This window comes from Arthrobacter sp. BG5, from assembly GCF_056680155.1.
Map to the genome: position 1 here is coordinate 3028853 of NZ_CM155268.1, position 25808 is coordinate 3054660.

Sequence of the window (25808 nt, forward strand, 5' to 3'; positions counted from 1 at the left end):
ACCAAAACTGAATAACAACACCACACTGCCCCCAAGGGGCAGGAAGTTGTAACCACACAGATTTCCCACCCAGGGAACCCCGCACAAGGGTCCCACGGGTGCGGAGCAAGGGTTACGGCGGTCATAGCGTGGGGGAAACGCCCGGTCCCATTCCGAACCCGGAAGCTAAGACCCACAGCGCCGATGGTACTGCACCCGGGAGGGTGTGGGAGAGTAGGTCACCGCCGGACAACCATTACAGCCAGGCCCCGACACCACGTGTCGGGGCCTGAGCCCTTTAACACCCAAACCACCGGACCCTCCCGCAAATCCGGCCGGTATATCAACAACCCTCCCGCACAAGAGGCTGCTAAAACCAGAACCCTCCCGCAGATCCTGCCGGTAAGCCAACAACGCTCCCGCGCACCAGGCTGCTAAAACGAGAATCCTCTCGCACGTTCAATTACGCATCGCCGCGTCGGCCGACTCATGCGTCAATGCCGGCGGCTCCTCCGGCACTCATCAATTGCGGGAGCGTCGCGCCTAAGCCGGTCAAATGCGCGGGAGCGTCGGTGGAATACTAGCCGCGACTGCGGGAGCATCGATGAAATACTAGACACGTCTGCGGGAGCGTTGGGTGAAACGTGCCATCATCTGCGGAAGCGTCGGTGGGGGAGGAACACCGGCCGGCGGTTCAGCGTTGATTACTCTTGAGTAGCTTCTACCAACCAACTCGGGAGACCCCATGACTGCACGGACCATTGTCATCACCGGCGCCAGCGACGGGATCGGTGCGTCCGCGGCCCGGACCCTCGCCGCACAAGGGGAGCACGTCGTCGTCGTCGGGCGTTCCGCGCAGAAGACAGAGCGGATCGCGGAGGAGACCGGGGCGGACTACTTCGTCAGCGACTTCGCAGACCTGGCGCAGGTGCGCCGGCTCGCCGCGCAGTTGAAGGAGAAGTACCCGCGGATCGACGTCCTGGCGAACAACGCCGGCGGCATCATGGGTACCCGGGAACTCACCGTCGACGGTCACGAGAAGACCTTCCAGATCAACCATCTGGCACCGTTCCTGCTGACCACCGAACTGCTGGACACCCTCACCGCCAGCAAGGCCACGGTCATCAACACCTCCAGCGCCGCCAACTCCCTCTATGGGCGGTTGGACATGGACGACCTGGAGCTCGCGAACAAGTACTCCGCCAACCTGGCCTACGGCAACGCCAAGCTGGAGAACATCCTCTTCACCGCCGAACTGCACCACCGATACCACGCGGCCGGCATCTCCACGGCGGCATTCCACCCCGGCGTCGTGGCCACCAACTTTGCCGCGGACACCACCAGCCCGTTCCGCTTTATGTACCGCAGCTTCCTCAACCGGTTCATGCTGTCCCCGGAGCAGGGCGCAGACACCCTGGTGTGGCTTGCCACCGCCGTCCCGGGGCAGGACTGGGTGCCGGGCGCCTACTACGCCAAACGGGCACTGGCGAAGGCCAACAAGCAGGCCTACGACGCGGAGCTTGCCCGGGAACTGTGGGAGCGCAGCGCCGCAATGGTGGCCCAGGACTCCGACAGGCTCGACCCCCGCGGCTGAGCCTCATCCCAATCAACGGAAGCGTGGGATAGTCTTTCCCTGCCCCTCGCCGACACGCGGCCGAGGGCTTCATGTTGGGGAGTGCTCGAAGGTGCGCCTGAAGAAACTGATGATTGCCTCGCTGGCGGCCAGCGCCGTCGTCCTGAGCGGCACGGCCGTGCCGGCGTCCGCCGCGCCCGCGCCGAAGTCTTACAAGAACTGCACGGAGCTCAACAAGGTGTATCCGCACGGCGTCGGCCGCAAGGGTGCGCGGGACAAGACGAGCGGCAAGCGGGTCACCACCTTCCGCGTGGACAACACGCTGTACAGCTACAACGACGGCGGCTGGTCCCGGCACCGCGGCGAGTACGACCTCGACCGTGACAACGACGGCATCGCCTGCGAAAAGCGCTAACGCGAGCCCGGCGTAGGGCCCGGCCAAGCGGTTTGGGTCCTGCGCTGACGTTCCTGCCCGGTTCTTAGGTAGGCCGCGGGGCGAACTCCGCGTCAGCCCGCGGCCCGGCCGTCCGCAGGGTGGCTGCGGCAGGGTACAACTGGGCGGGAACGTCAGCCCCGGAGCTGCGGGAGCGTCGCGCCCGGGGCGTCGGTTCTGAGGGAGCGTCGCGCCCGGGGCGTCGGTTCTGCGGGAGCGTCGCGCCCGGGGGCGCCGGAGCTGAGGGAGCGTCGCGCCCGAGTCGACCGGTTCTGCGGGAGCGTCTCGCCCGGGGCCCCGGTTCTGCGGGAGCGTCACGCCCGGGGGCGCCGGAGCTGCGGGAGCGTCACCCCCGAGCCGACCGGAGCTGCGGGAGCGTCGCTAGGCTAACCCGCGGCTTCGACCTTGTCGATGGCCGTCAGGGCGCTCTCCATGGTGCCGGCGAGGTCACTGGCCGGGGCGGGCTTGGCGAACAGGTAACCCTGGAGCGAGTCGCAGCCCAGGTCCATCAGATACTTGGCCTGCGCCGGGGTTTCGATGCCCTCGGCCGTGACCTTCAGGCCCAGGTCCTGCGCGGTGTTGATCATGGTGCGGAAGAACGGCAGGTGCTCCTTGCCGGTCTTGATCATCGCCACAAACGACCGGTCGATCTTGACCTTGTCCAGCGGCAGTTCCTTGAGCCTGCCCAGCGTCGAGTAGCCCGTGCCGAAGTCGTCCATCGCGATCCGGACGCCGGCCGCCCGCAGCTGCGCCAGCTGGCGGAGTACGTCCGAATCGGCGTCGAAGAACACGCTCTCGGTGAGCTCGAGCATGAGCTGGCGCGGGTTCACCCCGGTGGAGGCGACAATCCCCAGCACGTCGGTGGCGAAGTCGCGTTGCTGGAACTGCAGGCCGGAGACGTTCACGGCCACGCTGTACGCGGCGTCGCCGGCCAGCCAGGGCCGGATCTCGGCGCAGGCGCGGCGCATGACCTCGTCGCCGATCTCGCGGATCAGCCCGCTCTGCTCGGCCACGGGCAGGAACTGGTTGGGCGGCACCAGCTTGCCGTGCCGCTCCCACCGCGCGAACGCCTCGAACTGCACCACGGCGCCGAGGCCGGGGGACACCACCGGCTGGTAGTGGACGGAGATCTGGCCCAGCTCCACCGCCTGGCGGAGCCCGGTCTCGCCCTGGGCCTTGTGCGCGGCCGTGTTCAGCATCTCCGGCCGGAACTGCAGCCAGGTGTTCTTTCCCGCCGCCTTGGCCGCCGTCATGGCAGAGTCCGCCTGCCGCAGCAGTTCCGCGCCGTCGTGGGTGTGCGGCGTCTTGGACGCCAGGCCCATGCTGACCCCGGGCCGCACCAGCGAGCCGCCGATCCGGGCCGGCACGTACAGGGACTCGGAGATCCGCTTGGCCACGGCGCCGGCGTTGAGGCACTCGGTCAGCAGCACCACGAATTCGTCGCCGCCCAGCCGGGCCACGGTGTCGTGCGGCCGGACGCAGTTGCGCAGCCGGCTGGCAACCTCCACCAGCAGCTCGTCCGCGGCGGAGCGGCCCAGCATGTCGTTGTAGCTCTTGAAATCGTCCACGTTCAGCAGCAGCACGTCCACGGGGTCCGGCCGGCGCAGCGCCGCGGCGAGGCGTTCGTTGAACAGCGTCCCGTTCGGCAGCCCGGTCAGCGTGTCCCGCAGGACGGCCGCCTTGAGCTGGTCGTCGTGTTCGGCGGGCGTGAGCCGGGGGAGCACGCCGGTGGCGCCGGGCACCAGTTCGGCCTCCAGCTCACTGAACGTCCGACGGCGGGGAGCGGCTGCCGCTGCGGCGGCACCCGACGTCGTGCCGCCGTCGAGCGGGGCAGAGGACTGAACGGCGCCGGGGCGGGCCGGGACTCCCGGGCGCACGGAGACGGCGACGGTCCCGGCCGTGCCGGGCGCAGACGGAAGCGCGGCGCAGGTGATTTGGACCGGAAACTCGGAGGCGTCGCCACGGCGGCCTGCCCCGGTGAAGGGCGTCCCCCCAGTGCCGCCTTCCAGTCCGGCCAGGACGAGGTGGAAGCCCTCCCGGGAGGACTCGGCCAGCAGCAGGCTGTAGTCGGCGCCCAGCAGCTGCGCCCGGGAGTAGCCGAAGAGCTGCTCCGCGGCAGTGTTCAGGAAGGAAATGGATCCGTCCGGGGCAAGCAGCAGGAGGGCGTCGGGGCTGTGCTCCAGCACTGTCTGTGCGAACGCTTCGTCCATGATGTGTGCTGCCCCCAAAAGCGACGGATCTGTGAATGACGGCGGGCGCCGCGGGGAAACCGGTCTGGGGTTCGCCGCGGGCCGCGCCTGCTGAAATCATATGTGCTCGGTAGCACAGTCCCGTGCCGCCCGGACGGTATTCCCGAAAGCGGGCGAATGTGTCGTCCGGATGCCCAGACACCCAGGTGGTGTCAGAGGGCGGCGGCGGGTACCTGCAACGCCTCCAAGGCCTCTCCGGACTGCGCTACGGCTGCTGTTCGACCCGCCGCCGGCACGGGACGGGAAAACAGGTAGCCCTGCAAGGCGTCGCATTCGTGGTCCATCAGGTACCGGGCCTGGACGGGCGTCTCGATGCCCTCCGCAGTCACCCGCAGGCCCAGGCTGTGGGCCATGTGGATCATCGACGTCAGGATGGGAAGCCGCTCCTCGCCGGTGTGCAGCATGGAAACAAAGGACTTGTCGATCTTGACCGCGTCCACCGGGAGCTCCTGCAGCCGGCCCAGCGAGGAGTAGCCGGTGCCGAAGTCGTCCAGCGCCACCCGGATGCCCGCTGCGCGCAGGCTGATCAGCTGCTGGATCACGTGGGAGGCGGCGTCGAAGAACACGCTCTCGGTGACCTCCAGGACCAGCTGGTGCGGATCTACCCGGCTCCACGCGGCGATGTCCAGCACGCGCTCGGCGAAGTCCTTGTGCTGCAGCTGCACGCCGGAGACGTTGACGGCCAGGGTCCGGCCCGGGTCCTCGGCCAGCCAGGGCTGCAGCTCGGTGCAGCTCTGCCGGAGCACCTCGGCGCCGATGTCGCGGATCAGGCCGCTGCGCTCCGCGGTCTGGATGAAGGTATCCGGTGCCATCAGCACCCCGTCGCGCTCCCAGCGCGCCAGGGCCTCGAACTGCACCACCTCGCGGCGGTTCGTGGAGATCACGGGCTGGTAGAACACCTTGATCTGGCCCAGTTCGACGGCGCGGCGCAGCCCCGCGGTCAGCTGGGTGCGTTCCAGCAGGGAGGTAAGCATCTCCGGCTGGAAGTGCACGTAGCAGTTCTTGCCGGCTTCCTTGGCGGCGTACATGGCCACGTCCGCCTGCCGCAGCAGCTCGGAGGAGGACATGACCTCTGTTCCGCGCGCCGCCACACCCAGGCTCAGTCCCGGCCGCATCAGGGTCCCCTCGATCGAGACCGGGGCGTTCAGTGTGGCCACGATCCGCTGCGCCACCGCGTCCGAGTCGTTGCAGCCGACCAGCAGCACCACGAATTCGTCGCCGCCCAGACGGGCCACGGTGCCGTGCGGGCCCACACAGTTCTGCAGCCGGCGGGAAATCTCCACCAGCATCTGGTCCCCGGCGTGGTGGCCCAGGATGTCGTTGACTTCCTTGAAGTCGTCCAGGTCCAGCAGCAGCACCGCCACCGGGCCGGGGGACTCCAACGCGGCCGTAGCCCGCTCGTTGAACAGCATCCGGTTCGCCAGCCCGGTCAGCGGATCCTGGAACGCGAGGGCCTTGAGCTGGTCCGCCTGCTGGGCCAGTTCGTCGAGGGCGCGGCGGGCCTGGTCCTGGGCCACGGTCCGGGACGTGACGTCGCGGAAGTTCCAGATCCGGCCCACCACTTCATCGGCGACCTTCTGCGGGCGTGAGTTCAGTTCCACCGTGCGGCCGTCCCGGAACTCGAGCAGGTCGTGGCTGTGCAGTTCGTGGTTGGCGTAGAGCTCGGCGACCTTGGCTTTGAAGCAGTCCGGGGCAACCAGTTGCTTGGCGATGAACCTGACCAGGGCGTAGGCGTCGTCCTCCGCCAGGATCTCGCGCGGCATGCCCCACAACTGCAGGTATTGTTCGTTGACGCCGGTGATCTGGCCGCTGTTGGACACCACAACGATGGCGTCTGCCGTCGTCTCCAAAGTGGCGTCAAGCAGGGAGACGGCGTGGCGGCGGCCGGCGTCGTCGTCCTGGCGGTGCGTGGTGTCGCGGACCGCCACCGCCATCGACGTTCCGGCCGGCGTCGTGATCAGCGAGCAGGTGATTTCCAGCGGGATTTCGCGGCCGTCGCGGTGCAGTCCGAGGCCGGTGAAGGGTTTCGTCCCCAACGTGCCGGCACGGCCGAGCCGGCTCAGGACCCGCAGGAAGCCGCCGTGGTCGTCCTCCACCAGCAGCCGGTGGTGCGCGGCGCCGATCAGCTCTTCCCGGGAGTAGCCGAACAGGCGCTCCGCCGCGGGATTGAGGTAGGAGATGACCCCCTCGGTAGTGAGCTGCAGCAACGCGTCAGGACCCTGCGCCAGCAGGGTTTCCGCCAATCCTTGTTCCACGTCGATGCCAGCCCCCGGGCGTTCGGTATTCGAAGCCACCGGCAGGGCGGTGGTCATTAAACTTCAAGCATCATAGGGCCATGAGACCCAAATCACAGCAACGGCTGTGTTTGGGCGGTGGTGTCGCGGCGCAGGCCGGTGATGGTGCAGGCCGACGCCGACAGCGCGGCGGGCAGCCGGTGGGCCGGTTGGGGCCGGGAAAACAGGAACCCCTGCAGGGAATCGCAGCCGCGACCGATCAGGTACGCGGCCTGTTCGCGGGTCTCGACGCCCTCGGCGGTGACGGTCAGGCCCAAGCCGTGGGCCATGTCGATCATGGAATTCAGGATAGGCAGGCGCTCGAGGCCGGTGCGGATCATGGCGACGAAGGACTGGTCGATCTTGAGCGTGTCCACCGGCAGGTCCTGGAGCCGGCCCAGTGAGGAGTAGCCGGTTCCAAAGTCGTCAAGCGCCACCCGGACGCCGGCGCTGCGGAGCTGCACGAGCTGGCGTTGGACCTGGCAGTCGTCGTCGAAGAAGACACTTTCGGTGACCTCCACGACCAGCTGGTGCGGATCCACCCCGCAGGAGCTGGCGGTCGCGAAGAGCAGCTCCGGGAAGTTGCCCTGCTGCAGCTGCACGCCGGAGACGTTGACGGCGAGGGACCGGGTGGGGTCCGCGGAAAGCCAGGGCTGCAGCTCGGTGCAGCCGCGCAGCAGGACCTCGATCCCGATCTCCACGATCAGGCCGCTGCGCTCGGCGGCGGGGATGAACTGATGCGGCGGGACGAGGACACCGTCGCGCTCCCAGCGGGCCAGCGCCTCGACCTTGACCACGGTGCCCAGCGTCGTGGAGACGATCGGCTGGTAGTGCACCGCGATCTCCCCACTGTCGACGGCGGCCCGCAGCCCGGCTTCGAGGTCCGTGCGCTCGAGCAGGGCGGTCATCATTTCCGGGCGGAAGCGCAGGTAGCGGTTCTTGCCGGCGGACTTCGCCGCGTACATGGCAATGTCGGCGCGTCGGAGCAGCTCGGAGGCGTCGACGGCGTCCTCGCTGATGGAGGCCAGGCCCAGGCTCAGGCTGGGCCGCAGCATGGTGCCGTCAATCCAGACCGGGAGCTTGAGGGATTCGACGATCCGTTCGGCAGCCGCATCGGCGTCGAGCGATCCGACCAGCAGGACCACGAATTCGTCGCCGCCCAGCCGTGCTACAACGTCGCTGGGCCGGACGCAGGCGCGGAGCCGGCGGCCCACCTCGATCAACATCTGGTCCCCGGCGTGGTGGCCGTGGATGTCGTTGACTTCCTTGAAGTCGTCCAGGTCCAGCAGCAGGACGTCGACGGCGGTCCCGCACGGTCCGGCGAGGGCGTGCCCCAGGCTGTCGTTGAAGAGCTGGCGGTTGGAGAGCCCGGTCAGCGGATCCTGGAACGCGAGGGCCTTCAGCTGGCTGGCCTGCTGCGCGAGGTCCGCCATCGCCTGGCTGATCTGGTCCTGGGCGCGCCGGGCCGCGGTGACGTCGCGGAAGCTCCAGACGCGGCCCACCACCTGCTCGCCGACCTTCTGCGGTCGCGAATACCGCTCAAAGGTGCGTCCGTCGCGGAACAGCAGCACGTCGTGGCTCTCGGCCGCCGGATCGGCGTAGAGGGCGGTGACCTTGGCCCGGAACTGTTCGGGGTCCTGCAGCTGGCCCAGCACGGAACCCATCACGGATTCGTCGTCGCCGGTGTCCACGAGCTCGCGCGGAATGCCCCACATGGTGAGGAACTGGTTGTTGACGGAGGAGATCCGGCCTTCGGCACTAACCACAAGGATGCCGTCCGCCGTGGACTCCAGTGTGGCGGAGAGCAGGGACATCGCTTCGCGGAGCCGGGCGTCCTCTTCGGTGCGCGCGGAAGTGCTCACGCGGCCGTAACCGGACAAATCTGAGACCAACGTTGGTGCATGGTGAATCCTCCCCTCAGAAATCATAGGGGGCGCGGGACGGCCCGGACGCCATGCGCGGGGGCCGGGCGGGTTGCGGCGCGCCCCGCCGGGGCCGGGCCGCTCAGCTGGCGGCGACGGCCGCGCGGGTCCCGGAGCCGGCGCGCCCCAGCCCGCGCCCCAGACCCCGCACCGTCCAGCCCGCCGCGGTCCAGGCGGCGGCGTCGAGCGCGTTCCGGGCGTCCAGCACCGTCCGGCGCCGGACCAGCCTCCCGGCCGCAACTGGCGAGAGCGTGCGGTAGGCCTCCCATTCGGTCAGCAGGAGCATCAGCTCGGCGCCAGCGAGCGCTTCTTCGATGGAGGTTTCGAAACGCAGTTGCGGGTAGCGGAGCCAGGCGTTGTTGATCGCGGCCGGGTCCGTGACGGTGACATGCGCGCCGGCGTCGGCCAGTTGCCGGGCCACGTCCAGGGCGGGGGAGTCGCGGATATCGTCGGTGTCCGGTTTGAAGGCCGCGCCCAGCACGGTGATGCGCCGGCCGTCCAGCCGGCCGCCGCAGAGTTCCCGGGCGGCCGCCACCGTGCGGCTGCGCTGGTCCTGGTTGATCCCGTCCACGGTGGCCATCCAGGCGTCCACCGAGTCGACGCCCAGCGCGGCGGCCTGCACCCGGAGCGAGCGGATGTCCTTGGGCAGGCAGCCGCCGCCGAAGCCGAGCCCGGCGTGCAGGTAGCGGCCGCCGATCCGCGGGTCCAGGCCCATTGCCTCGCCCAGCTCGGTGACGTCCGCGCCGGAGGCCTCGCACAGTTCGGCCATCGCGTTGATGAAGCTCAGCTTGGTGGCGAGATACGCGTTTGACGCGGACTTGATCAGCTCCGCCGTCGCGAAGTTGCAGATGATCCGGGGGATCCCGGCGCAGAGCAGGGGCCCGTACACCGCGTCCAGGGCAGCGGTGACGGCCGCGCCGGCGTTCTTCGGGTGCCCGGCACTGTCCGAATTCCGGGCGGGGTCCGCGCCGCCGGGCACGCCGTACACCAGCCGGTCCGGCACCAGGGAATCCTTGACCGCCGTGCCCTGGCGCAGGAACTCCGGGTTCCAGCCCAGGAGCACGTCCGGCCGGCCGGCCAGGACGCCGCGGAGCATGTCCACCGTTCCCACCGGCACGGTGGACTTGCCCACGACGGCGGCGCGCGGCGCCAGGAACGGGAGCAGGGACTCGGTCGCGGAGACCAGGTAGCTGAGGTCGGCGCCGTCGGAGGTCTTGGACTGCGGCGTCCCGACGCAAAGGAAGTGCAGTTCCGCGCCGGCGGCGTCGGCGAAGTTGGTGGAGAAGGCGAGCCGGCCGGTGGCGCGGCCGTCGCGCAGGAGTTCGTCGAGGCCGGGCTCGTAGAACGGGGCGGCGCCGCGGTCCAGCTGGGCCACCTTGGCGGCGTCGACGTCGATCCCCACGACCGTGTGCCCCATCGAGGCCAGGGTGGCGGCATGCACGGCGCCGAGGTAGCCGCAGCCGATCACGGAAATTTTCACAGGGTGGCTCCTCTGCTGGTTGAGCTGCGGTTGGCGGTACGGGGGTTGGTTGCGCCGCGGGTGGTTGCGCCGGCGTTGGGTGAACCGGTGCTGAGTGAAACGGCCACAACCGCTTCGTAGTGCCGCACCAGTTCCTCGCCCAGGGCCTGCCAGGTCCGGCCCTGCACCGAGTCGTGCGCCGCGGCGGCGAAGGCGCGGCGCTTGGCGTCGTCGCCGGTCAGGTCCTGCACCCGGGACCGCAGCGCGGCGAGGTCGCCCGGTTCGTAGAGCCAGCCGGTGCGCGAATTCTCCACCAGGTCCAGCGGGCCGCCGCGGCCGGTGGCGACCACCGGGACCCCGGACGCCATGGCCTCCTGGATGGTCTGGCAGAAGGTCTCGAACTCGCCGGGGTGGACGAACAGGTCAAAGGACGCGACGGCCCGGGCCAGCTCCTCGCCGCCGAGGAACCCGGTGAACACCGCGTCCGGGAGCGCGGCTTCGAGCGCTTCCCGCTGCGGCCCGCCGCCGACGATCACCAGCCGGGTGCCGGGCAGATCGGCGAGCACCGCCAGGTCCTCCACCTGTTTTTCGACAGCGAGCCGGCCGACGTAGCCGATGATGCGCTCGCCGCCGGGGGCCACGGAGGCGCGCCACGCGTCGTCGCGCTTTTCCGGGCTGAACCGCCGGGTGTCCACGCCCCGTCGCCACATGTGGACCCGCGGAATGCCGCGGCCGAGGAACTGGTGCCGGGCGAACGTGGAGGGGACCAGGGTGCGCGTGGCGAGCAGGTGGATCTGTTCCACCCGGGTCCAGGCCCAGTTCTCCAGGAACGGGACGCCGTAGCGCGCCGCGTAGCCGGGGACTTCGGTCTGGTAGATGGCCACGGCGGGGATGCCGAGCTGGTGCGCGGCCTGCGCTGCCCGCCAGCCGAGCACGAACGGTGAGGCGAGGTGGACGACGTCGGGGGCGTAGTCGGCAAGGATTCGCTTGACCCGGGCCACACCGCCCATCGCCACCCGTACGTTCGTGTAGCCGGCCAGCGGAACCGAAGGGAGCCGGTGGACCCGCGCGCCGTGGACCTCGCCGGGGACGCCGGTGTCCTGCGTTGACGGCGCGATCACCAGCACCTCGTCACCGCGGCTCTGCAGGTGTTCCAGGACCTTCAGGATCGAGTGCGTGACCCCGTTCATCTGGGGCAGGAATGATTCGGCGACTAGTGCGATCCTCACGCCTCCACCGTGGCCGCGGCGGCTGACGGTGCGGGGTCCCCGGTGTGGCGTCCGGGGGAAGAATGGGTTAACAGGCAGGTACAGGGTCCTCCGGCCTAACCGGCAGCTGCAGCCGAGCCGCCCTCACACTGGACATGCCCTTCGGCCGAGGTCGCGGCTGGACATAGTCCCAATATGCGCGCTCGCTGCTGCGACAAGTGAGCATGTTCGGCCGGAATGATGCCCGGCCCACACGGCGTTCCGAGGCCCTCCAACGTAGTGGCGCCCGTTTGCCAAGGATGGCCGTTAGGGCCGGCCTCGGAGCGGCCACATCCGGCAAATTGGTGCGGGGTCGCAATGCCAGGGCCTGGTGCCCGGCGCCGCCGCCCGCGCGGCCGGCGTCAGCGGCGCGGGTCGTGCCGCAGCACGTCGGGGAGTTCGTCCACGTAGACCGTTTGGGGCGGTTCGTAGTAGATCACCAGGACCTCGTCCCCGACGGCGAAGGCGCTCTCCTTGTCGAAGGGGTGGGCGTGGAAGGCGCTTATCCCGCCGCGGAACGGCAGCATGACCTCCCCGATGGTGCCCGGCGCCACCCGTCCGGTGACCCGGCCGATCCTGCCGGTCAGGCTGCGGTCGACGTTCCTAGGCATCCGGGGCTTTCGGCGGTTGTTTGGCTGCCTGCCCGTCCTTCAACGCCGTCCGCAGCGCGGGAAGGTAGTCGCCGACCTGGGCAAGGATGCCGCCGATCATCCGGTTGATGCCCTCCCCGCCGTTGAGGACGGTGAGCTGCCCGACATGGGCGAACGGCTCCGCGGCTGCCGCGATGATGGCGGGCATGTTTTCGGCCAGCTGCTGCGAGATGACCGCGTCCTGGTTGGTACCCAGGGCCTCGCCGCGGGCCTTGATGCCGTCGGCCTCGGCCAGCGCTTTGGCCTTGATCGACGACGCCGTCGCGTCACCGCGGGCCTTCGTGGCGGCAGCCTCCGCTTCGCCGGTGACACGGGTGGCGCCGGCGGCTGCCGCGGCCGCCGTCGCGTTGGCCTGCGCCTGGAGTTCGGTGCGCCGGGCGTTGACCTGCGCCTCCAGTTCGGTGCGGCGGGCCAGCGCTTCAGCCGCGCTGATGTCCGCGGATTTCTGCCCCTCGGCTTCGGTGCGCTTGGCGTAGGCCTTGGCGTCCGCGGGCTTGCGGATGGTGGTCTGGAGCTTTTGTTCCTCACGGTCCGCCTCGAGCTTGGCCACCTCGGTTTCCTGCACCACCACCTGCTGCCGCGCGGTGGCTTCGGCCAGCGGCCCGGCCTGGGCGGCGTTGGCCCGGGCCCGTTCCGCGTTTGCCTGCGCCTCCGACTGTTTGATCGCGGACAGGCTCTGCGCGTCGGCGATTTGGGCGGCCGCCTCCGCCTCCCGCTCGGCCGCCTCACGGTTTCGGGTGGCCTCGGCGATGCGGGCTTCCATTTTCACCTGGGCGATGTGTGGCTTGGCGATGTTTTGAATGTAGCCGGTGGGGTCCTGGAGGTCCTTGATCTGGAGCGAATCCACCACGAGGCCCAGCTTTTCCATCTCCACCCCGCTCGCGCTGCGGACCTGCGAGCCGAGCTTGTCGCGCTCGCGGATGATCTCCTCCACGGTCATGCTGCCGATGATGGAGCGCAGGTGTCCTTCGAAGACGTTGTAAACCTGGCTCTGCATCTTGGGCTGCTGGCCGAGGAACCGGCGCGCGGCGTTCGCGATGAACGGCGGCGCGTCGCCGATCTTGTAGATCACCACGCCCTCGACAATGACCTGGATGCCCTGGGAGGTCACGCAGGAGACCTTGAGCTCCGTCTCGTTCAGGGTCAGGGACAGGGTCCGCACGGTCTGCAGCCCGGGGAACACCAGCGCCCCCTTGCCGGTGACGATCTTGAAGTCCATACCGTCGCGCGTCTCAAGGGTTCCGCGGGTCAGGCCGGAGATGATCAGGGCCTCGTTCGGTTCGGCCACCTTCCACATCAGCTTGACCGCCACCCAGATGACGGCGACGACGACGAGGGCCCCGGCGAGGACCGCGAGGAACGGGATAAACGCTGACAAGTCCGGCATGGAAACCCTTTCACGTCGGTGGGTCAGGCCAGTCTGGGCCGTTCCCGCCGAATAAGTCCAGCATTTGGCGGATTCGCTTTCGCTGGCCGCCGCCGCCGCCGGGACCCGGCGTCGTACGCAAACGCACGGCAACCGGTGCGGGCAAAAGGAAGCTGGTGCGGACCCGCGGAAAGCTCCGGGCGCCCGCACCAGCAGGTAGTACGAATTTGTTGGATTACTGAGAATCGGTCCTCATCCGCGGCTCCCTTTTCCCGGTGATCGCTTACCGGGTTTGTGCGTCATCGGCCAGGTGCCGTGTAAGCAGCCAGCCGGCGCCAATCATTGCCACGCCCAGCACCATGTGGGCCCAGTTGTCCATGGTGTTGAAGGACAGGAAATTGGCCGCCGACCCCACGCCGACGATCAGCCCGTAAACGCTAAAGACGATGTACAGCAGGCCGAAGCCCATCAGGAAGTTCCGGGCTCCCATGCCGTTGCGGGACATGGCCCAGCCGGTGGCGCCGATGGCCAGCTGAACGACGTTCAGCAGCATGGACACCTGGAACAGGCCGAGGAACAGGGCCCGGGAATCCGGCCCGAGGAACCTCAGCTCGCTGTACTGCGTGGTGATGCCCGGGATGAACCCCAGGACGCCCACGACAATAAGGACAATACCCACACCCATGCCGACGTTTTGGACATCTGTCCGTCCGAAATGCACGCCGTGCGCATGTGGGGATGCGGTAGTCATTTTCTGCCTCCAACCACTGATTGCGGACACTTAAAATTTTACGGCGGGGTAGCGGAAAAAGCGCCGCCGCGGGGCCTGCTGCATCGTTCCTGGCGGCCGGAAATCCGGGGGATAGAGCCTGTCGGAACCCGGTGCAGGGGTGCTCGCGTGGCACCATGGAACACGATGAAACTGCGCGCTGATCAGACCGGGAACCGTGGCCTACCGATGCCGTTATGGCTGCAGGGGGCGCTGGAGTCCGCGCAGGCCGCCGTGATCTCCGCGCTCGCCGTGATTGCCCCGATCCTCGCGGTCTGGGCCACGGCCGGATTCCGCGACGGCGGCTTCGAATTCCTCGCCCGGCTGTCCGGCCAGGCCTGGCTGCTGATCCACGGTGTCCCGCTGCTGCTGGAAACGGTTGGCGCTGGCGCCGCGGGCCGGGCGGAATCCGGCACCCTGTCGCTGATTCCGCTGGGGCTGACGCTCATCCCGTTCCTGCTGGCCTGGCGCGCGGGGCGGCGGCTGGCGCGGGCGTCCTACACGGACCAGCTCTGGCAGGCGCTGCTCGGTTCGTGGCTGATGTACGGCGCGTTCGGGTTCGCCACCGGCTTCGTCTGCCGCACCTCCGAGGTCGGGGTGAGCCTCTGGTCAGCCTCCATCGTCCCGTTGATCCCGTTCGCCCTGGGTATGGTGATCGGCGCCCGCCGGGAGGCGGGCTCCTGGAGGCGGCTGATCGGCGTCGACGCCGTCGCCTGGCTCTCGCGCACCAGCCAGCACTCGCGCTGGGCCGGCTCCTACCTCGGCTCCGCCGCCAAGGCCGGCTTCGTGGCAGCCATGGCCAGCCTGGCGATGGCTGCCGGCCTGCTCGCGGTGGACCTCCTGATCCACTGGAACCTCGTCGTTGCCGTTTATGAAGCGCTCGACGCCGGCCCGGTGGGCGGCGCGGCGCTCACCATCGCGCAGCTGGGCTACCTGCCTAACCTGGTGGTGTTCGCGCTGGCCTGGACCTCCGGCTCGGGGTTCGCGCTCGGCGCCGGCTCGCAGGCAGGGCCGCTGGCCACCGCCGTCGGGCCGCTGCCGTCCATCCCGGTGTTCGCGGCGCTGCCCTCCGGCGCGCTCGACTACGGGTTCGTGGCCCTGGTGGTCCCGGCCCTCGCCGGGCTCCTGGCCGGCTGGTGGTTCCTGCGCGAGGGGGAGAACCACTTCGACGAATGGCTCTCCATCAAGGTCAAGGCGCGGTGGTTCACCGCCACCGTCTCCACCCTGGTCCTGGGCGCCATGATCGGCGCCGTGGCAGGGCTGCTCGCGGCGGCACTTGCCTGGCTGGCCCGCGGCTCCGCCGGCATTGGACGGCTCACAGACATCGGCCCGGACCCGCTCAGCACGGCCCTGTTCGTGGCCGTGGAAACCGGCGTCGGCGTCGTCATCGGCTACGCCGCTGGCCCTTGGCTGGAGCGCCGGCAGAAGCTGCACGAAGCGGAACTGGAACCCGCCGCCAAAGCCGACTGAGCCGCTTCGCGTGAGCCACCGCCTGGGCCGCTTGCCTGGGCCGGCTGGCGGGGCCAGTTGGCGGGCCGGACGTCTGGCCCGCTTAGCGCAGCTGGGCGGGCAGCGACTTCTCCAGCTCCGTCCGGCAAACCGAGGCGGCCTGCTCGGTGAGCGCGTGGCGGGCGCACTGCTGGTAGTCCCGGACCTGGGTGAAGAACACCGCCGAGGCCAGGATGATCAGCACCATCACCACGGAGACCACCAGGCCGGAGAGCGTCCCGAACAGCACCAGGCGCGATTCCTTGAGCCTCCGCGTGCGCACGATCAGCACCACGCCGAGCACCAGGGCGGCAGCGGTGAGGATGGCGGTGAGCCAGAGGTAGTTGATGTCGAGCTGGTACACAAAGAACGCCCCGAGCACCACCACGATGAACATGCGGAACAGGTTGTGGGTGCGGAGCAGCGACTCTTTGGCCGCCTCGCTCTGTGGGTTCTGGCTCCGCTGGGGTGCGCCGGGCTCGTGGGGGGAATTCATGTTTTCCAGCGTACGCGAGCGGCCCCATAAGCTAAGTCCATGCGCATAGTTGTCCTCGTCTCCGGTACCGGCTCCAACCTCCAGGCAGTCATCGACGCCGTCAAGTCCGGTGAGCTGGATGTGGAGCTGGCTGCCGTCGGCGCGGACCGGCCCGGAACCTACGGGGTGGAACGCTCCGCGGCCGCCGGGATCCCGACCTTCGTGGTGGACTTCAAGGCCTACCCGGACCGCGCCGTCTGGAACGCCGCCCTCACCGACGCCGTCGCCGCGTACCGGCCCGACGTCGTCGTGTCCTCCGGGTTCATGCGCATTGTCAGCGCGGACTTCATCGACGCGTTCGGCGGGAAGTACCTGAACACCCATCCGGCCCTGTTGCCGGCCTTCCCCGGCGCCCACGGCGTCCGCGATGCCCTGGCCTACGGCGTGAAAGTCACCGGGTGCACGGTGCACTGGGCCGACGCCGGCGTGGACACCGGCCCGATCATCGCCCAGGAGGCCGTGAGTGTGGCCGAGGACGACACCGAGGAAACCCTGCACGAACGGATCAAGGCGGTGGAGCGCCGGCTGCTGGTGTCGACGCTGAACTCCCTCGCCGCCGCGGCCCCTTCCAAGTAGCAGGGCACGCAAAAGCGAGTACTCGGCGAAAAAGTCGGGTACCGGCTGGTCAAAGTCGAGTATCCGTGGGCCGGTTGCGGTGCCGATCCGGGCCATAGTCTGGCGCAGTCTCATTCGTCTCATGCGTCCCGGGGGTCCATTGTGTCTCAGTTCAGCTTTGCCAAAACAAGTCCAAAAGTTTTGTTTGCCACCGCGGCGCTCGTCATCGGCACGGGCGCCGTTACTGCCGCCTACGCCGCGTCGACGACGCCGGGCGGCGGCGAAATCAGCGGCTGCTACAACATCAACAACGGCGGTCAGCTGCGGGTCCTTGCGCCCGGGGGATCGTGTGATCTGAAGAAGGAAACCGCCATCTCCTGGAACATGCAGGGGATCCAGGGCATCCAGGGTATCCAGGGGCCGCAGGGCATCCAGGGCCTCAAGGGCGACACCGGTGACACCGGCGCCGCAGGTGCTGACGGGGAGACGGGCGCCACCGGCGAGACCGGAGCCCAGGGCGTCCAGGGGGAGAAGGGCGATACCGGTGAGGCCGGCGCTACGGGTGCCACCGGCGAGACCGGTGCCCAGGGTCCCCAGGGCGAAAAGGGTGACACCGGCGAGACCGGAGCCACCGGTGCCCAGGGCGAAAAGGGTGACACCGGCGCCACCGGTGACACCGGCGCCAGGGGTGAAACCGGGGCTGCCGGACCTGTCGGACCGCAGGGCGAAAAGGGCGAGACCGGGGCTGCCGGCCCTGTCGGACCCGCCGGAGCCACCGGTGGCACCGGAGCCACAGGTGCCACTGGTGCCACCGGTGCAGCGGCATCCACGAGCGCTTCGGTTGCCTCCGCGACCCTCTCCACGGTGACCGTTGTGGCCAGCTGCCCGGCCGGCCACGTCGCCACCGGCGGAGGCTTCTCGCTCAACAGCAGCAACAATAATCAGGTCGTGGCCAGCCAGCCGGTCGTCGGCGCATCGGGCAAGCCCGTCGGCTGGTCCGTCACCCAGTTGAAGGCCAACGAGCTCTCGGTGTTTGTGACCTGCATCCAGTAGCCGCGCCCCGGATGCCCTCTCACTTGTGGCGCTTATGAGGTCCTCATGGCAACCACAAGTGAGAGGGCATCTCGCGTGGACCGGCTCGCGTGGACCGGGCGGCGAGCTATTCCAGGCGGCGCTGCTTGGTCTCCGGGGCAAAGAACGCCATCCAGAGCACCGAGATCAACACCAGGCCGCCGGCCAGCGCGAAGGACGTCGCCAGCCCCAGCTCCGGCCACAGGAACGCAGCGAAGACCAGCGGTCCGAAGCCGGCACCGAGCCGGGAGAACGTCGAGGCCCAGCCGAAGCCCGAGCCGCGCAGTTCGGTCGGGTAGAGCTCGGACACGTAGGCGTACAGCACCGGGATGGCCACCTGCACCACAAAGCCGAACACCAGCAGCCAGAACACGGCCGCCGTCGGGATGTCCACAACGACGGCGACGATCACCAGGGTCAGCGCCGACAGCGGGCCGGTGACGGCCAGGATCCACTTGCGGCCCGTCCGCTCCACCAGCAGCGCGGCGACCACCACGCCCAGCAGGCCGACGGCGGCCATCGACGCCGTCGTGAGGAACGCCTTGTACTCCTCGAAGCCGGCGCCGATCAGGATCCGCGGCATCCAGGTCAGCGACAGGTAATAAACCAGCAGGATGCTGAAGAACAAAGCCCAGGCCGCCGTCGTGATCTTCCAGTTGAACTGCCAGAGCGCGCGGAGCTGGGTCCAGGCGCTGCCGGCGGAGAGCCGGGGCGCGTCCTGGGGTTCGGGCAGGCTGTAGACCCGGGCTTCGGCGCCGGTGGCCGCGACCAGGCTGTCGATTACCTTGGCGGCTTCCTCCCGGCGGCCCTTGCGGATCAGGAAGAGCGGCGACTCCGGGACGCTGCGCCGGATCCAGAACACCAGCAGCGCGGGCAGCACCATGATCAGCATGGTCAGCCGCCAGTCCCCGTACAGGGCCACGAGCCCGGCCGAGACGAAGCCGCACAGCGCCGCGCCGATTGGCCACCAGCCGTCCATCGCGGTGAGGACCCGGCCGCGCTGCCTGCGCGGCGTGAACTCGCCCACCAGCGCATAATCCACCGGGATGCAGCCGCCCAGGCCGAAGCCCGCCATGAACCGGAACGCGACGAACCAGAGGAAGTCGGGGGAGAAGGCGCCCAGCACCGTGAAGATCGAGAAGATCAGCAGCGTGGCGGTGAAGGCCTTCTTGCGGCCGATCGTGTCCGCGATGGTGCCCCAGACGAAGGCGCCCAGGGCCATGCCGATCAGGTTCGAGGTGCCGATCCAGGCCGCGTCGCCCGGGCTCAGGGCCCAGTGCTTGGACAACAGCGGAATGAGGATGCCGTTGAGGGTGACGTCCCAGGCGTCGAACATGAAGCCCAGGCCGCCGATCAGGAAGATCCGGCCCTGGACCTTCCACCGCCACGGCAGTTCCTGGACCACCTGTTCGCCGCTGGGCACAGTGGTGTACGTATTCATCTCGGCCTCCTGGGAAAACTCTACGTCCCGGGGCGCGCCGGCGGGGAAGCTTCACACTCCGGCGCGCGGGCATCCCCGCAGCCGTGACGCGATAAACTGGCCGCATCCCCACCAACCGCGGCCGCGCCGCGATATAAGACGGAGACTTTTGTGAGCTTTACGCAGCTTGAACGTGTATCCATCGACCGTGTTCCCATCCGCCGGGCCCTCATCTCGGTCTACGACAAGACCGGTCTGGAGGAACTCGCCAAGGGCCTGCATGAAGCCGGCGTCAAGATCGTTTCCACCGGTTCCACCGCCAAGAAGATCGCCGCCGCCGGAATCCCGGTGCAGGAAGTCGAGGAAGTCACCGGCTCCCCGGAAATGCTGGACGGCCGGGTCAAGACCCTGCACCCGCGCGTGCACGGCGGCATCCTCGCCGACCGCCGCGTCCCCGCGCACATGAAGACCCTCGAGGACATGTCGATCGAGCCGTTCGACCTCGTCGTGGTGAACCTCTACCCCTTCGTGGAGACCGTGAAGTCCGGCGCCGCGCAGGACGACGTCGTCGAGCAGATCGACATCGGGGGCCCCGCGATGGTGCGGTCGGCCGCGAAGAACCACGCCGCCGTCGCGATCGTGGTGGACCCGGCGTCCTACGGTTCCGTGGTGGAGGCTGCCTCTTCGGGCGGTTTTGACCTGAAGACCCGACGCCGGCTCGCCGCCAAGGCGTTCGCGCACACCGCGTCCTACGACACGGCCGTGGCGACCTGGACCGCCAGCCAGTTCCTCGACGAGGACGGCGACGGCGTGATCGACTGGCCCGCGTACGCCGGCCTGGCCCTGGAACGCTCCGAGGTGCTGCGCTACGGCGAAAACCCGCACCAGCAGGCCGCGCTCTACGTGGACAAGGCGGCCCCGGCCGGCATCGCCCAGGCCGACCAGTTGCACGGCAAGGCGATGAGCTACAACAACTTCGTCGACGCCGACGCCGCCCTGCGCGCCGCGTTCGACTTCGCCGAGCCCGCCGTCGCGATCATCAAGCACGCCAACCCCTGCGGTGTGGCCGTGGGCTCCGCGACCGCGGCGGACCCGATCGCCGACGCCCACGCCAAGGCCCACGCCTGCGACCCGGTCTCCGCGTTCGGCGGCGTGATCGCGGCCAACCGCACCGTCACCGCCGGCATGGCCCGGACCGTGGCGGGGATCTTCACCGAGGTTGTCATCGCTCCCGGCTTCGAGGACGAGGCCGTGGAGATCCTCTCCAAGAAGAAGAACATCCGCCTCCTCACCCTGCCCGAGGGCTACGGCCGGTACCCGACCGAGTTCCGCCAGGTCTCCGGCGGCATGCTGGTCCAGGCCACGGACAAGGTCGACGCCGAGGGCGACAACCCGGCCAACTGGACACTCGCCGCGGGTGAGCCGGCCGACGCCGCCACCCTGGCCGACCTGGCCTTCGCCTGGACGGCGTGCCGCGCGGCCAAGTCCAACGCGATCCTGCTGGCCGCCGACGGTGCCGCCGTCGGCATCGGCATGGGCCAGGTCAACCGGCTCGACTCCTGCCGTCTCGCCGTCTCGCGGGCCAACACCCTGGGTGTCAGCGTGGAGTCCGACGTCGAGGGTGCCGGCGGCGCTTCGAATGCCGACGCCAGCGGGGCGCCGGAACGGGCCCGCGGTGCCGTTGCGGCCTCGGACGCGTTCTTCCCGTTCGCCGACGGCCTGCAGATCCTGATCGACGCCGGCGTCCGCGCCGTCGTGCAGCCCGGCGGTTCCGTCCGGGATGAAGAAGTTATCGCCGCAGCCAACGCCGCCGGGATCACGATGTACTTCACCGGGGCGCGGCACTTCTTCCACTAGGAACCTGCTCCGCGGTTGCCGCCAAGAATGGACATGCCCTCCTTTTCCGGGAGGGCATGTCCATTTTTTGTGCTGCCGGGGCCGGTTCGCGATGCGGGATAGGCCGGCGTCACCGGTTCCGCGGGACATGCTCATTCTTCGCGGCCACAGGCGGGCAGAAGTCTCGGGCCCAGAGGGACATGCTCATTCTTCGCGGCCACAGGTGAGCATATGGGGATTATGTCCGCTGGCTGCCACCTACGGAGGGCATGTCCATCCTGGGTGCGGAGGGCATGTCCACTCGGGGTGCGGGGGACCCTGCCGAGGTTCCGCGGGACATGCTCATTCTTCGCGGCCACAGGCGGGCACAAGTCTCGGGCCAGAGGGACATGCTCATTCTTCGCGGCCACAGGTGGGCATATGGGGATTATGTCCGCTGGCTGTCACCTGCGGAGGGCATGCCCCGGGGAGGCAACGCCGCGGCACACGACCCCGGCTGCGGACACAGCAACGCGGGGTCACTTGCCGCCCTGTCGAGGGGGATGGGTGGCAAATGACCCCGCGTTGCCCTGTTCCTTTCTTGGGTGGGATTCGTCGGGGATGAGGTTTTAGGAGGCTGCGGCGGTGCTGTACGCCTGCTGGATCACCGAGCCCCAGTACGGTCCGTACATCACGGTGGAGCGGGTGCCGTAGCCGTAGCTGTTGATGGAGTTCTGGTAACCGGAGGAGCTGGTGCCGATAAACCAGGGACCGCCCGAGGAGCCGCCGGTCATGTCGCAGGGGATGCCCTGGGAGTTGAACTGCGGGTTGTTCGGATCATCCGAGGCCAGCCCGGTGCAGCTGATCAGCGACTGCCCGTCGAACGGAGACGCGGCCGGGTAGCCATAAGACTTGTAGGTGAGGCCGCGGGCGGCGTTGAACTGGACACCGGAAGCACCGACGACGTCGGAGAGGTTCTGCCCGTTCAGCGGGTCGACGACGGCGAACCCGGTGTCGTACTGCATGTCGCCGGCCGAGCTCCACTGGGTGGGGGTGTAGAGGGCGTTGGCGGCCCACTTGCCGTAGGGCGCGGCGCCGTTGAGGTAGGCCGGTACGAAGACGAAGTTGGTGGCGAACGCCCCCGGGCCCTCATTGACGCAGTGCCCGGCGGTGGAGACGGTGCTCTTATTGCTGGAGCTCACCGAGTTGCCGGAGCAGACGTAGTTGCTGCCGCCCATCGTGAAGAACACCTTGCCGATGTTGGACACCGGCGATTCGGAAGCATGCAGGGTGGTCTTGCCCCTGGCGGCCTTGCCGGAGATCTGGGTGCTCGAGCCCTTCTCCACGGTGGCCGCGGGGGACTTGTTACCGCGGGCCAGGGCCTTGTCCGCCAGCACGTCGCCCGGGATTGCGGACTTCATGCGGTCGGGCGTCCAGTAGTCGGCGGCCTTTGAGCCGTCGACGGACTGGCTGGTCACCTGCGGGGCCTTCTTGTCCTGCGCCGCGGCGGGCGACGCGGTGGCCGCGCCGGCCGCGCTGACGGCCAGGAGGGCCGCGGCGGAGAGGCTGAGGAGGCTGGTGGCCAGAGTCTTGGGTGTTCTCATGGGTGTCCTAACCGGGAGGAATGCGGGGCGGCCAGCCGGGGCGGACCGCTGTGATGGGATAGAAGCTACGTCAACGTGACGAGTGAGTAAAGCGATTTGTCAACATTTGTCACGCAAGATTTCCGCAACCTTACGGCGGAGCCCGGAGTCACGCGGCCGACTCCGCCCGTCCCGGATAGGCGTCAATTCGGCCACCTCGGGTAAGTTAGAGCCGTTGAGATAACACAAGATTTCCGGATATCCGCAGACTTTCAGGGAGACGCCCGAGCAATGGCCAAGATTATCTATACCCACACCGACGAAGCGCCGATGCTGGCCACCTATTCGTTCTTGCCGATTGTCGAGGCGTTTGCGTCGACGGCCGGTGTGGAAGTGGAGACCCGTGACATTTCGCTAGCCGGCCGCATCATAGCCGTCTTCGGCGACTACCTCACCGAAGAGCAGCGCGTCAGCGACGCCCTGGCCGAACTGGGCGAGCTCGCCAAAAAGCCCGAAGCCAACATCATCAAGCTGCCCAACATCAGCGCCTCCGTGCCGCAGCTGAAGGCCGCCATCGCGGAGCTCCAGGGACAGGGCTACGCCCTGCCGGACTACCCGGACAACCCCGCCTCGGACGAGGAGACGGACATCCGCTCCCGCTACGACAAGATCAAGGGCTCCGCGGTGAACCCGGTGCTGCGCGAAGGCAACTCCGACCGCCGCGCGCCGCTCTCGGTCAAGAACTACGCCCGCAAGAACCCGCACACCATGGGCGCCTGGACCGCGGAGTCCAAGACCAACGTCGCCCACATGGATGCCGATGACTTCCGCTCCAACGAGAAGTCCGTGGTGATCGAGGCTGACACCAACCTCAAGATCCAGCTGGTCAAGGAAGACGGCACGGTCAAGGTCCTCAAGCGGGCCTTCCCCGTACTGGCCGGCGAGGTCATCGACGGCACCGTGATGCGCGCCGCCGCCCTGGACACCTTCCTCGCCGCCCAGGTTGCCCGGGCCAAGGAAGAGGGCGTGCTCTTCTCCGCCCACCTGAAGGCCACCATGATGAAGGTCTCGGACCCGATCATCTTCGGCCACGTCGTCAAGGCGTACTTCTCCGAGCTCTTCGCCACCTACGGCGAGCAGATCGCCGCGGCCGGGCTGAGCCCGAACAACGGCCTCGCCTCCATCCTGAACGGCCTCGAGGACCTCCCCGAGGAGATCCGCGGCGACGTCGAAGCCGCCATCCAGAAGGGCCTCAACGACGGCCCCGAGCTGGCGATGGTCGACTCGGATAAGGGCATCACCAACCTGCACGTGCCCTCCGACGTGATCGTCGACGCCTCGATGCCGGCCATGATCCGCAGCTCCGGCCACATGTGGGGCCGCGACGGCCAGGAAGCCGACACCCTCGCCGTCCTGCCGGACAGCAGCTACGCCGGCATCTACCAGGTCGTCATCGACGACTGCCGCGCCAACGGCGCCTTCGACCCCACCACCATGGGCACCGTCCCGAACGTCGGCCTGATGGCCCAGGCCGCCGAGGAATACGGCAGCCACGACAAGACCTTCGAGATCCAGTCCGCCGGCACCGTCCAGGTCGTCGACGACGCCGGCACCGTACTGATCGAACACCAGGTCGCCCCGGGTGACATCTGGCGCGCCTGCCAGACCAAGGACGTGCCGATCCGCGACTGGGTCAAGCTCGCCGTCACCCGCGCCCGCGCCTCCGCCACCCCGGCCGTGTTCTGGCTGGACAGGGGCCGCGCGCACGACGCCCGGATGATCGCCAAGGTCGAGGAATACCTCAAGGACCACGACACCGAGGGCCTGCAGCTGGAAATCATGGCCCCGGACGAGGCCACGGCCTTCACCCTGGCCCGCCTGCGCAAGGGCGAGGACACCATCTCGGTCACCGGCAACGTGCTCCGCGACTACCTCACAGACCTGTTCCCGATCCTTGAGCTCGGCACCAGCGCCAAGATGCTCTCGATCGTTCCGCTGATCAACGGCGGCGGCCTGTTCGAGACCGGCGCCGGAGGCTCCGCCCCGAAGCACGTCCAGCAGCTGCTCAAGGAAAACCACCTGCGCTGGGACAGCCTGGGTGAATTCCTGGCCCTCGCCGTGAGCTTCGAGCACCTGGCGACCTCCACCGGCAACGCCCGCGCGCAGGTCCTCGCGGACACCCTGGACCGTGCCACCGGCACGTTCCTACTGGAGAACAAGTCCCCGAAGCGCAAGGCCGGCGAGCTGGACAACCGCGGCAGCCACTTCTACCTGGCCAAGTTCTGGGCCGACGAGCTGGCCCGCCAGAGCGACGACGCCGAGCTGGCTGCGGCCTTCGCCGCCGTCTCCGACGCCCTGGCCTCCAACGAGGAGACCATCATCGGCGAACTGCTGTCTGTCCAGGGTTCCCCGGTGGACATCGGCGGCTACTACCGTCCGGACGACGCCAAGGTCTCTGCCGTGATGCGGCCCTCGGCCAAGTTCAGCGAAGTGCTGTCCCTGCTGGGCTAGCCCGCACAACGCGAACGGCGCACCGGGAGTTCCCGGTGCGCCGTTCGCGTTTAAGTCCTGGCGGCGGACGACGGCGGCGGCGGTGCGCCCCGCCGTCGTCCGCCGCGCCCGTCAAGTGCCTAGCGGCCGGCTCTGTGCGTAGCGGCCGGCAACTGCCTAGCGGTCGGAAATCCGGCGGTCCCCGCCTGCCTCACTGGCCGGTTCGGTGGCCAGATCCGGGTCCGCGTCCAGCGGCGCGCCGGTGCCCAGCACGTCGTAGTCCGGGTCGGTGACCGGCGTCAGGCCGCCGGGCTGGACGTCCGCTTCCCCGTTGTTCACCCGCTCGCGCCATGCGCCGGTCTCGAAATCGCGGCCCTCGATGAACTTCTTGAACCGCTGCAGGTCCGCCCCCACCTGCCGGGAGTCCAGTCCAACCGCTGCGCCGATTTTCTCGGTGGCGGAGTCGGGCTCCCAGCTGAGTTCGACGTCGACCCTGGTCTCCGCCGGCCCGAGCTCGGCGAAGCGCACGGTGCCCGCGTTGCGGGGACTGTCCAGGCTTTCCCAGGACACCTGCCGGTCCGGGTCCTGGCTGGTGATCCGGGCGTCGTAGTCGCGTTTGACCCCGCCGATGCTGGTCTCGAAATGGACGGTGGTGTCATCGAGCTGCCGGACGGCGTCGACGCCGCTCATGAACTGCGGAAAATCCTCGAACTGGGTCCACTGGTTGTAGGCCTGGCTCAGGGGGACGTTCACCGCGATGGATTCCTGGACTGTTGCCATGCTTGCTTTCACTCCTTCGGCTGGCAGGTCTGCTGCCTGCGCCTCGTGTCAACGGACGGTACAAGGTGGTACGAGTGGTCGGAGACTGCTTTCGAAAACGTCAGGCCGTTTCCGGCCTGACTGACCAAGCTAGCCGGATCTCCCGGAGAGG

At 68.7% G+C, this 25808-nt stretch carries 19 protein-coding genes and 1 rRNA gene; 8 read left to right on the plus strand and 12 right to left on the minus strand.

Going from position 1 to position 25808, the window contains the following annotated elements:
* The first annotated feature begins 113 nt into the window (after window positions 1-113).
* The 3 genes from rrf to AC1MBE_RS14025 all read left to right on the plus strand — a co-directional run bounded on the left by rrf (window position 114) and on the right by AC1MBE_RS14025 (window position 1967).
* Window positions 114-230, plus strand: a 5S ribosomal RNA gene (gene rrf / locus AC1MBE_RS14015).
* A gap of 494 nt (window positions 231-724) precedes the next feature.
* Window positions 725-1573: an SDR family NAD(P)-dependent oxidoreductase gene (locus AC1MBE_RS14020; protein ID WP_479779121.1), complete on the plus strand. Its 849-nt coding sequence runs from the start codon at window positions 725-727 to the stop codon at window positions 1571-1573.
* A 91-nt stretch (window positions 1574-1664) separates the two neighbouring features.
* Window positions 1665-1967 carry an excalibur calcium-binding domain-containing protein gene (locus AC1MBE_RS14025; RefSeq protein ID WP_479779122.1) on the plus strand — a complete coding sequence of 101 codons (303 nt, stop codon included), beginning with the start codon at window positions 1665-1667 and terminating at the stop codon, window positions 1965-1967.
* 404 nt (window positions 1968-2371) lie between these two features.
* Here the strand turns inward: AC1MBE_RS14025 and AC1MBE_RS14030 are convergent, their stop codons facing one another.
* The 8 genes from AC1MBE_RS14030 to AC1MBE_RS14065 form a co-directional block, all read right to left on the minus strand.
* Window positions 2372-4195 (minus strand): putative bifunctional diguanylate cyclase/phosphodiesterase, encoded by a 1824-nt coding sequence (locus tag AC1MBE_RS14030; RefSeq protein WP_479779123.1) that lies wholly within the window; start codon window positions 4193-4195, stop codon window positions 2372-2374.
* 191 nt (window positions 4196-4386) lie between these two features.
* Window positions 4387-6546 (minus strand): putative bifunctional diguanylate cyclase/phosphodiesterase, encoded by a 2160-nt coding sequence (locus tag AC1MBE_RS14035; RefSeq protein WP_479779124.1) that lies wholly within the window; start codon window positions 6544-6546, stop codon window positions 4387-4389.
* A gap of 35 nt (window positions 6547-6581) precedes the next feature.
* On the minus strand, window positions 6582-8321 hold the full coding sequence (locus tag AC1MBE_RS14040; protein ID WP_479782615.1) for a putative bifunctional diguanylate cyclase/phosphodiesterase: 1740 nt from the start codon (window positions 8319-8321) through the stop codon (window positions 6582-6584).
* Between the two features lie 190 nt (window positions 8322-8511).
* Window positions 8512-9909 (minus strand): UDP-glucose dehydrogenase family protein, encoded by a 1398-nt coding sequence (locus AC1MBE_RS14045; protein ID WP_479779125.1) that lies wholly within the window; start codon window positions 9907-9909, stop codon window positions 8512-8514.
* Complete coding sequence (locus AC1MBE_RS14050) at window positions 9906-11117, minus strand: glycosyltransferase family 4 protein (protein WP_479779126.1); 1212 nt, start codon at window positions 11115-11117, stop codon at window positions 9906-9908. The genes AC1MBE_RS14045 and AC1MBE_RS14050 overlap by 4 nt, the downstream gene beginning before the upstream one ends.
* Window positions 11118-11497: 380 nt before the next feature.
* Window positions 11498-11746 (minus strand): hypothetical protein, encoded by a 249-nt coding sequence (locus tag AC1MBE_RS14055; RefSeq protein WP_479779127.1) that lies wholly within the window; start codon window positions 11744-11746, stop codon window positions 11498-11500.
* The gene (locus AC1MBE_RS14060) at window positions 11739-13172 is read right to left on the minus strand and encodes a flotillin family protein (protein WP_479779128.1); all 1434 of its coding nucleotides are present in this window, start codon (window positions 13170-13172) and stop codon (window positions 11739-11741) included. The genes AC1MBE_RS14055 and AC1MBE_RS14060 overlap by 8 nt, the downstream gene beginning before the upstream one ends.
* 262 nt (window positions 13173-13434) lie before the next feature.
* Window positions 13435-13902: a DUF4383 domain-containing protein gene (locus AC1MBE_RS14065; RefSeq protein WP_479779129.1), complete on the minus strand. Its 468-nt coding sequence runs from the start codon at window positions 13900-13902 to the stop codon at window positions 13435-13437.
* A gap of 165 nt (window positions 13903-14067) precedes the next feature.
* On the opposite strand from AC1MBE_RS14065, the gene AC1MBE_RS14070 reads away from it, so the two are divergent.
* Window positions 14068-15390 carry a cell division protein PerM gene (locus AC1MBE_RS14070; protein WP_479779130.1) on the plus strand — a complete coding sequence of 441 codons (1323 nt, stop codon included), beginning with the start codon at window positions 14068-14070 and terminating at the stop codon, window positions 15388-15390.
* Window positions 15391-15472: 82 nt separating this feature from the next.
* On the opposite strand, the gene AC1MBE_RS14075 is transcribed toward AC1MBE_RS14070, so the two are convergent.
* Window positions 15473-15904, minus strand: a complete 432-nt coding sequence (locus AC1MBE_RS14075) for a hypothetical protein (protein WP_479779131.1) — start codon at window positions 15902-15904, stop codon at window positions 15473-15475.
* Window positions 15905-15943: 39 nt separating this feature from the next.
* Between AC1MBE_RS14075 and purN the strand changes: the two genes are divergently transcribed.
* Entirely contained in the window at window positions 15944-16519 is a 576-nt protein-coding gene (purN, locus tag AC1MBE_RS14080; RefSeq protein WP_479779132.1) for a phosphoribosylglycinamide formyltransferase, read from the plus strand.
* Window positions 16520-16699: 180 nt separating this feature from the next.
* Window positions 16700-17551 carry a hypothetical protein gene (locus AC1MBE_RS14085; RefSeq protein ID WP_479779133.1) on the plus strand — a complete coding sequence of 284 codons (852 nt, stop codon included), beginning with the start codon at window positions 16700-16702 and terminating at the stop codon, window positions 17549-17551.
* Window positions 17552-17657: 106 nt separating this feature from the next.
* Here the strand turns inward: AC1MBE_RS14085 and AC1MBE_RS14090 are convergent, their stop codons facing one another.
* On the minus strand, window positions 17658-19010 hold the full coding sequence (locus tag AC1MBE_RS14090; protein WP_479779134.1) for an MFS transporter: 1353 nt from the start codon (window positions 19008-19010) through the stop codon (window positions 17658-17660).
* 150 nt (window positions 19011-19160) lie between these two features.
* On the opposite strand from AC1MBE_RS14090, the gene purH reads away from it, so the two are divergent.
* A complete protein-coding gene (gene purH / locus AC1MBE_RS14095; protein ID WP_479779135.1) occupies window positions 19161-20846 on the plus strand; it encodes a bifunctional phosphoribosylaminoimidazolecarboxamide formyltransferase/IMP cyclohydrolase in 1686 nt (561 codons plus the stop codon).
* Between the two features lie 587 nt (window positions 20847-21433).
* Here purH and AC1MBE_RS14100 read toward each other — a convergent pair.
* On the minus strand, window positions 21434-22408 hold the full coding sequence (locus AC1MBE_RS14100; protein ID WP_479779136.1) for a trypsin-like serine peptidase: 975 nt from the start codon (window positions 22406-22408) through the stop codon (window positions 21434-21436).
* A gap of 270 nt (window positions 22409-22678) precedes the next feature.
* On the opposite strand from AC1MBE_RS14100, the gene AC1MBE_RS14105 reads away from it, so the two are divergent.
* A complete protein-coding gene (locus AC1MBE_RS14105; RefSeq protein ID WP_479779137.1) occupies window positions 22679-24898 on the plus strand; it encodes an NADP-dependent isocitrate dehydrogenase in 2220 nt (739 codons plus the stop codon).
* A gap of 156 nt (window positions 24899-25054) precedes the next feature.
* Here the strand turns inward: AC1MBE_RS14105 and AC1MBE_RS14110 are convergent, their stop codons facing one another.
* Window positions 25055-25657 (minus strand): SRPBCC family protein, encoded by a 603-nt coding sequence (locus AC1MBE_RS14110; RefSeq protein ID WP_479779138.1) that lies wholly within the window; start codon window positions 25655-25657, stop codon window positions 25055-25057.
* Window positions 25658-25808 lie beyond the last annotated feature (151 nt).

Coding starts and splice junctions, on each gene's coding strand:
- purN (WP_479779132.1), top strand. CDS start 15,944: ATGCGCATAGTTGTCCTCGTCTCCGGTACCGGCTCCAACCTCCAGGCA.
- AC1MBE_RS14110 (WP_479779138.1), bottom strand. CDS start 25,657: ATGGCAACAGTCCAGGAATCCATCGCGGTGAACGTCCCCCTGAGCCAG.
- AC1MBE_RS14035 (WP_479779124.1), bottom strand. CDS start 6,546: ATGACCACCGCCCTGCCGGTGGCTTCGAATACCGAACGCCCGGGGGCT.
- AC1MBE_RS14040 (WP_479782615.1), bottom strand. CDS start 8,321: ATGTCCCTGCTCTCCGCCACACTGGAGTCCACGGCGGACGGCATCCTT.
- AC1MBE_RS14070 (WP_479779130.1), top strand. CDS start 14,068: ATGAAACTGCGCGCTGATCAGACCGGGAACCGTGGCCTACCGATGCCG.
- AC1MBE_RS14030 (WP_479779123.1), bottom strand. CDS start 4,195: ATGGACGAAGCGTTCGCACAGACAGTGCTGGAGCACAGCCCCGACGCC.
- AC1MBE_RS14055 (WP_479779127.1), bottom strand. CDS start 11,746: ATGCCTAGGAACGTCGACCGCAGCCTGACCGGCAGGATCGGCCGGGTC.
- AC1MBE_RS14065 (WP_479779129.1), bottom strand. CDS start 13,902: ATGACTACCGCATCCCCACATGCGCACGGCGTGCATTTCGGACGGACA.
- AC1MBE_RS14060 (WP_479779128.1), bottom strand. CDS start 13,172: ATGCCGGACTTGTCAGCGTTTATCCCGTTCCTCGCGGTCCTCGCCGGG.
- AC1MBE_RS14100 (WP_479779136.1), bottom strand. CDS start 22,408: ATGAGAACACCCAAGACTCTGGCCACCAGCCTCCTCAGCCTCTCCGCC.
- AC1MBE_RS14075 (WP_479779131.1), bottom strand. CDS start 15,904: ATGAATTCCCCCCACGAGCCCGGCGCACCCCAGCGGAGCCAGAACCCA.
- AC1MBE_RS14020 (WP_479779121.1), top strand. CDS start 725: ATGACTGCACGGACCATTGTCATCACCGGCGCCAGCGACGGGATCGGT.
- AC1MBE_RS14090 (WP_479779134.1), bottom strand. CDS start 19,010: ATGAATACGTACACCACTGTGCCCAGCGGCGAACAGGTGGTCCAGGAA.
- AC1MBE_RS14105 (WP_479779137.1), top strand. CDS start 22,679: ATGGCCAAGATTATCTATACCCACACCGACGAAGCGCCGATGCTGGCC.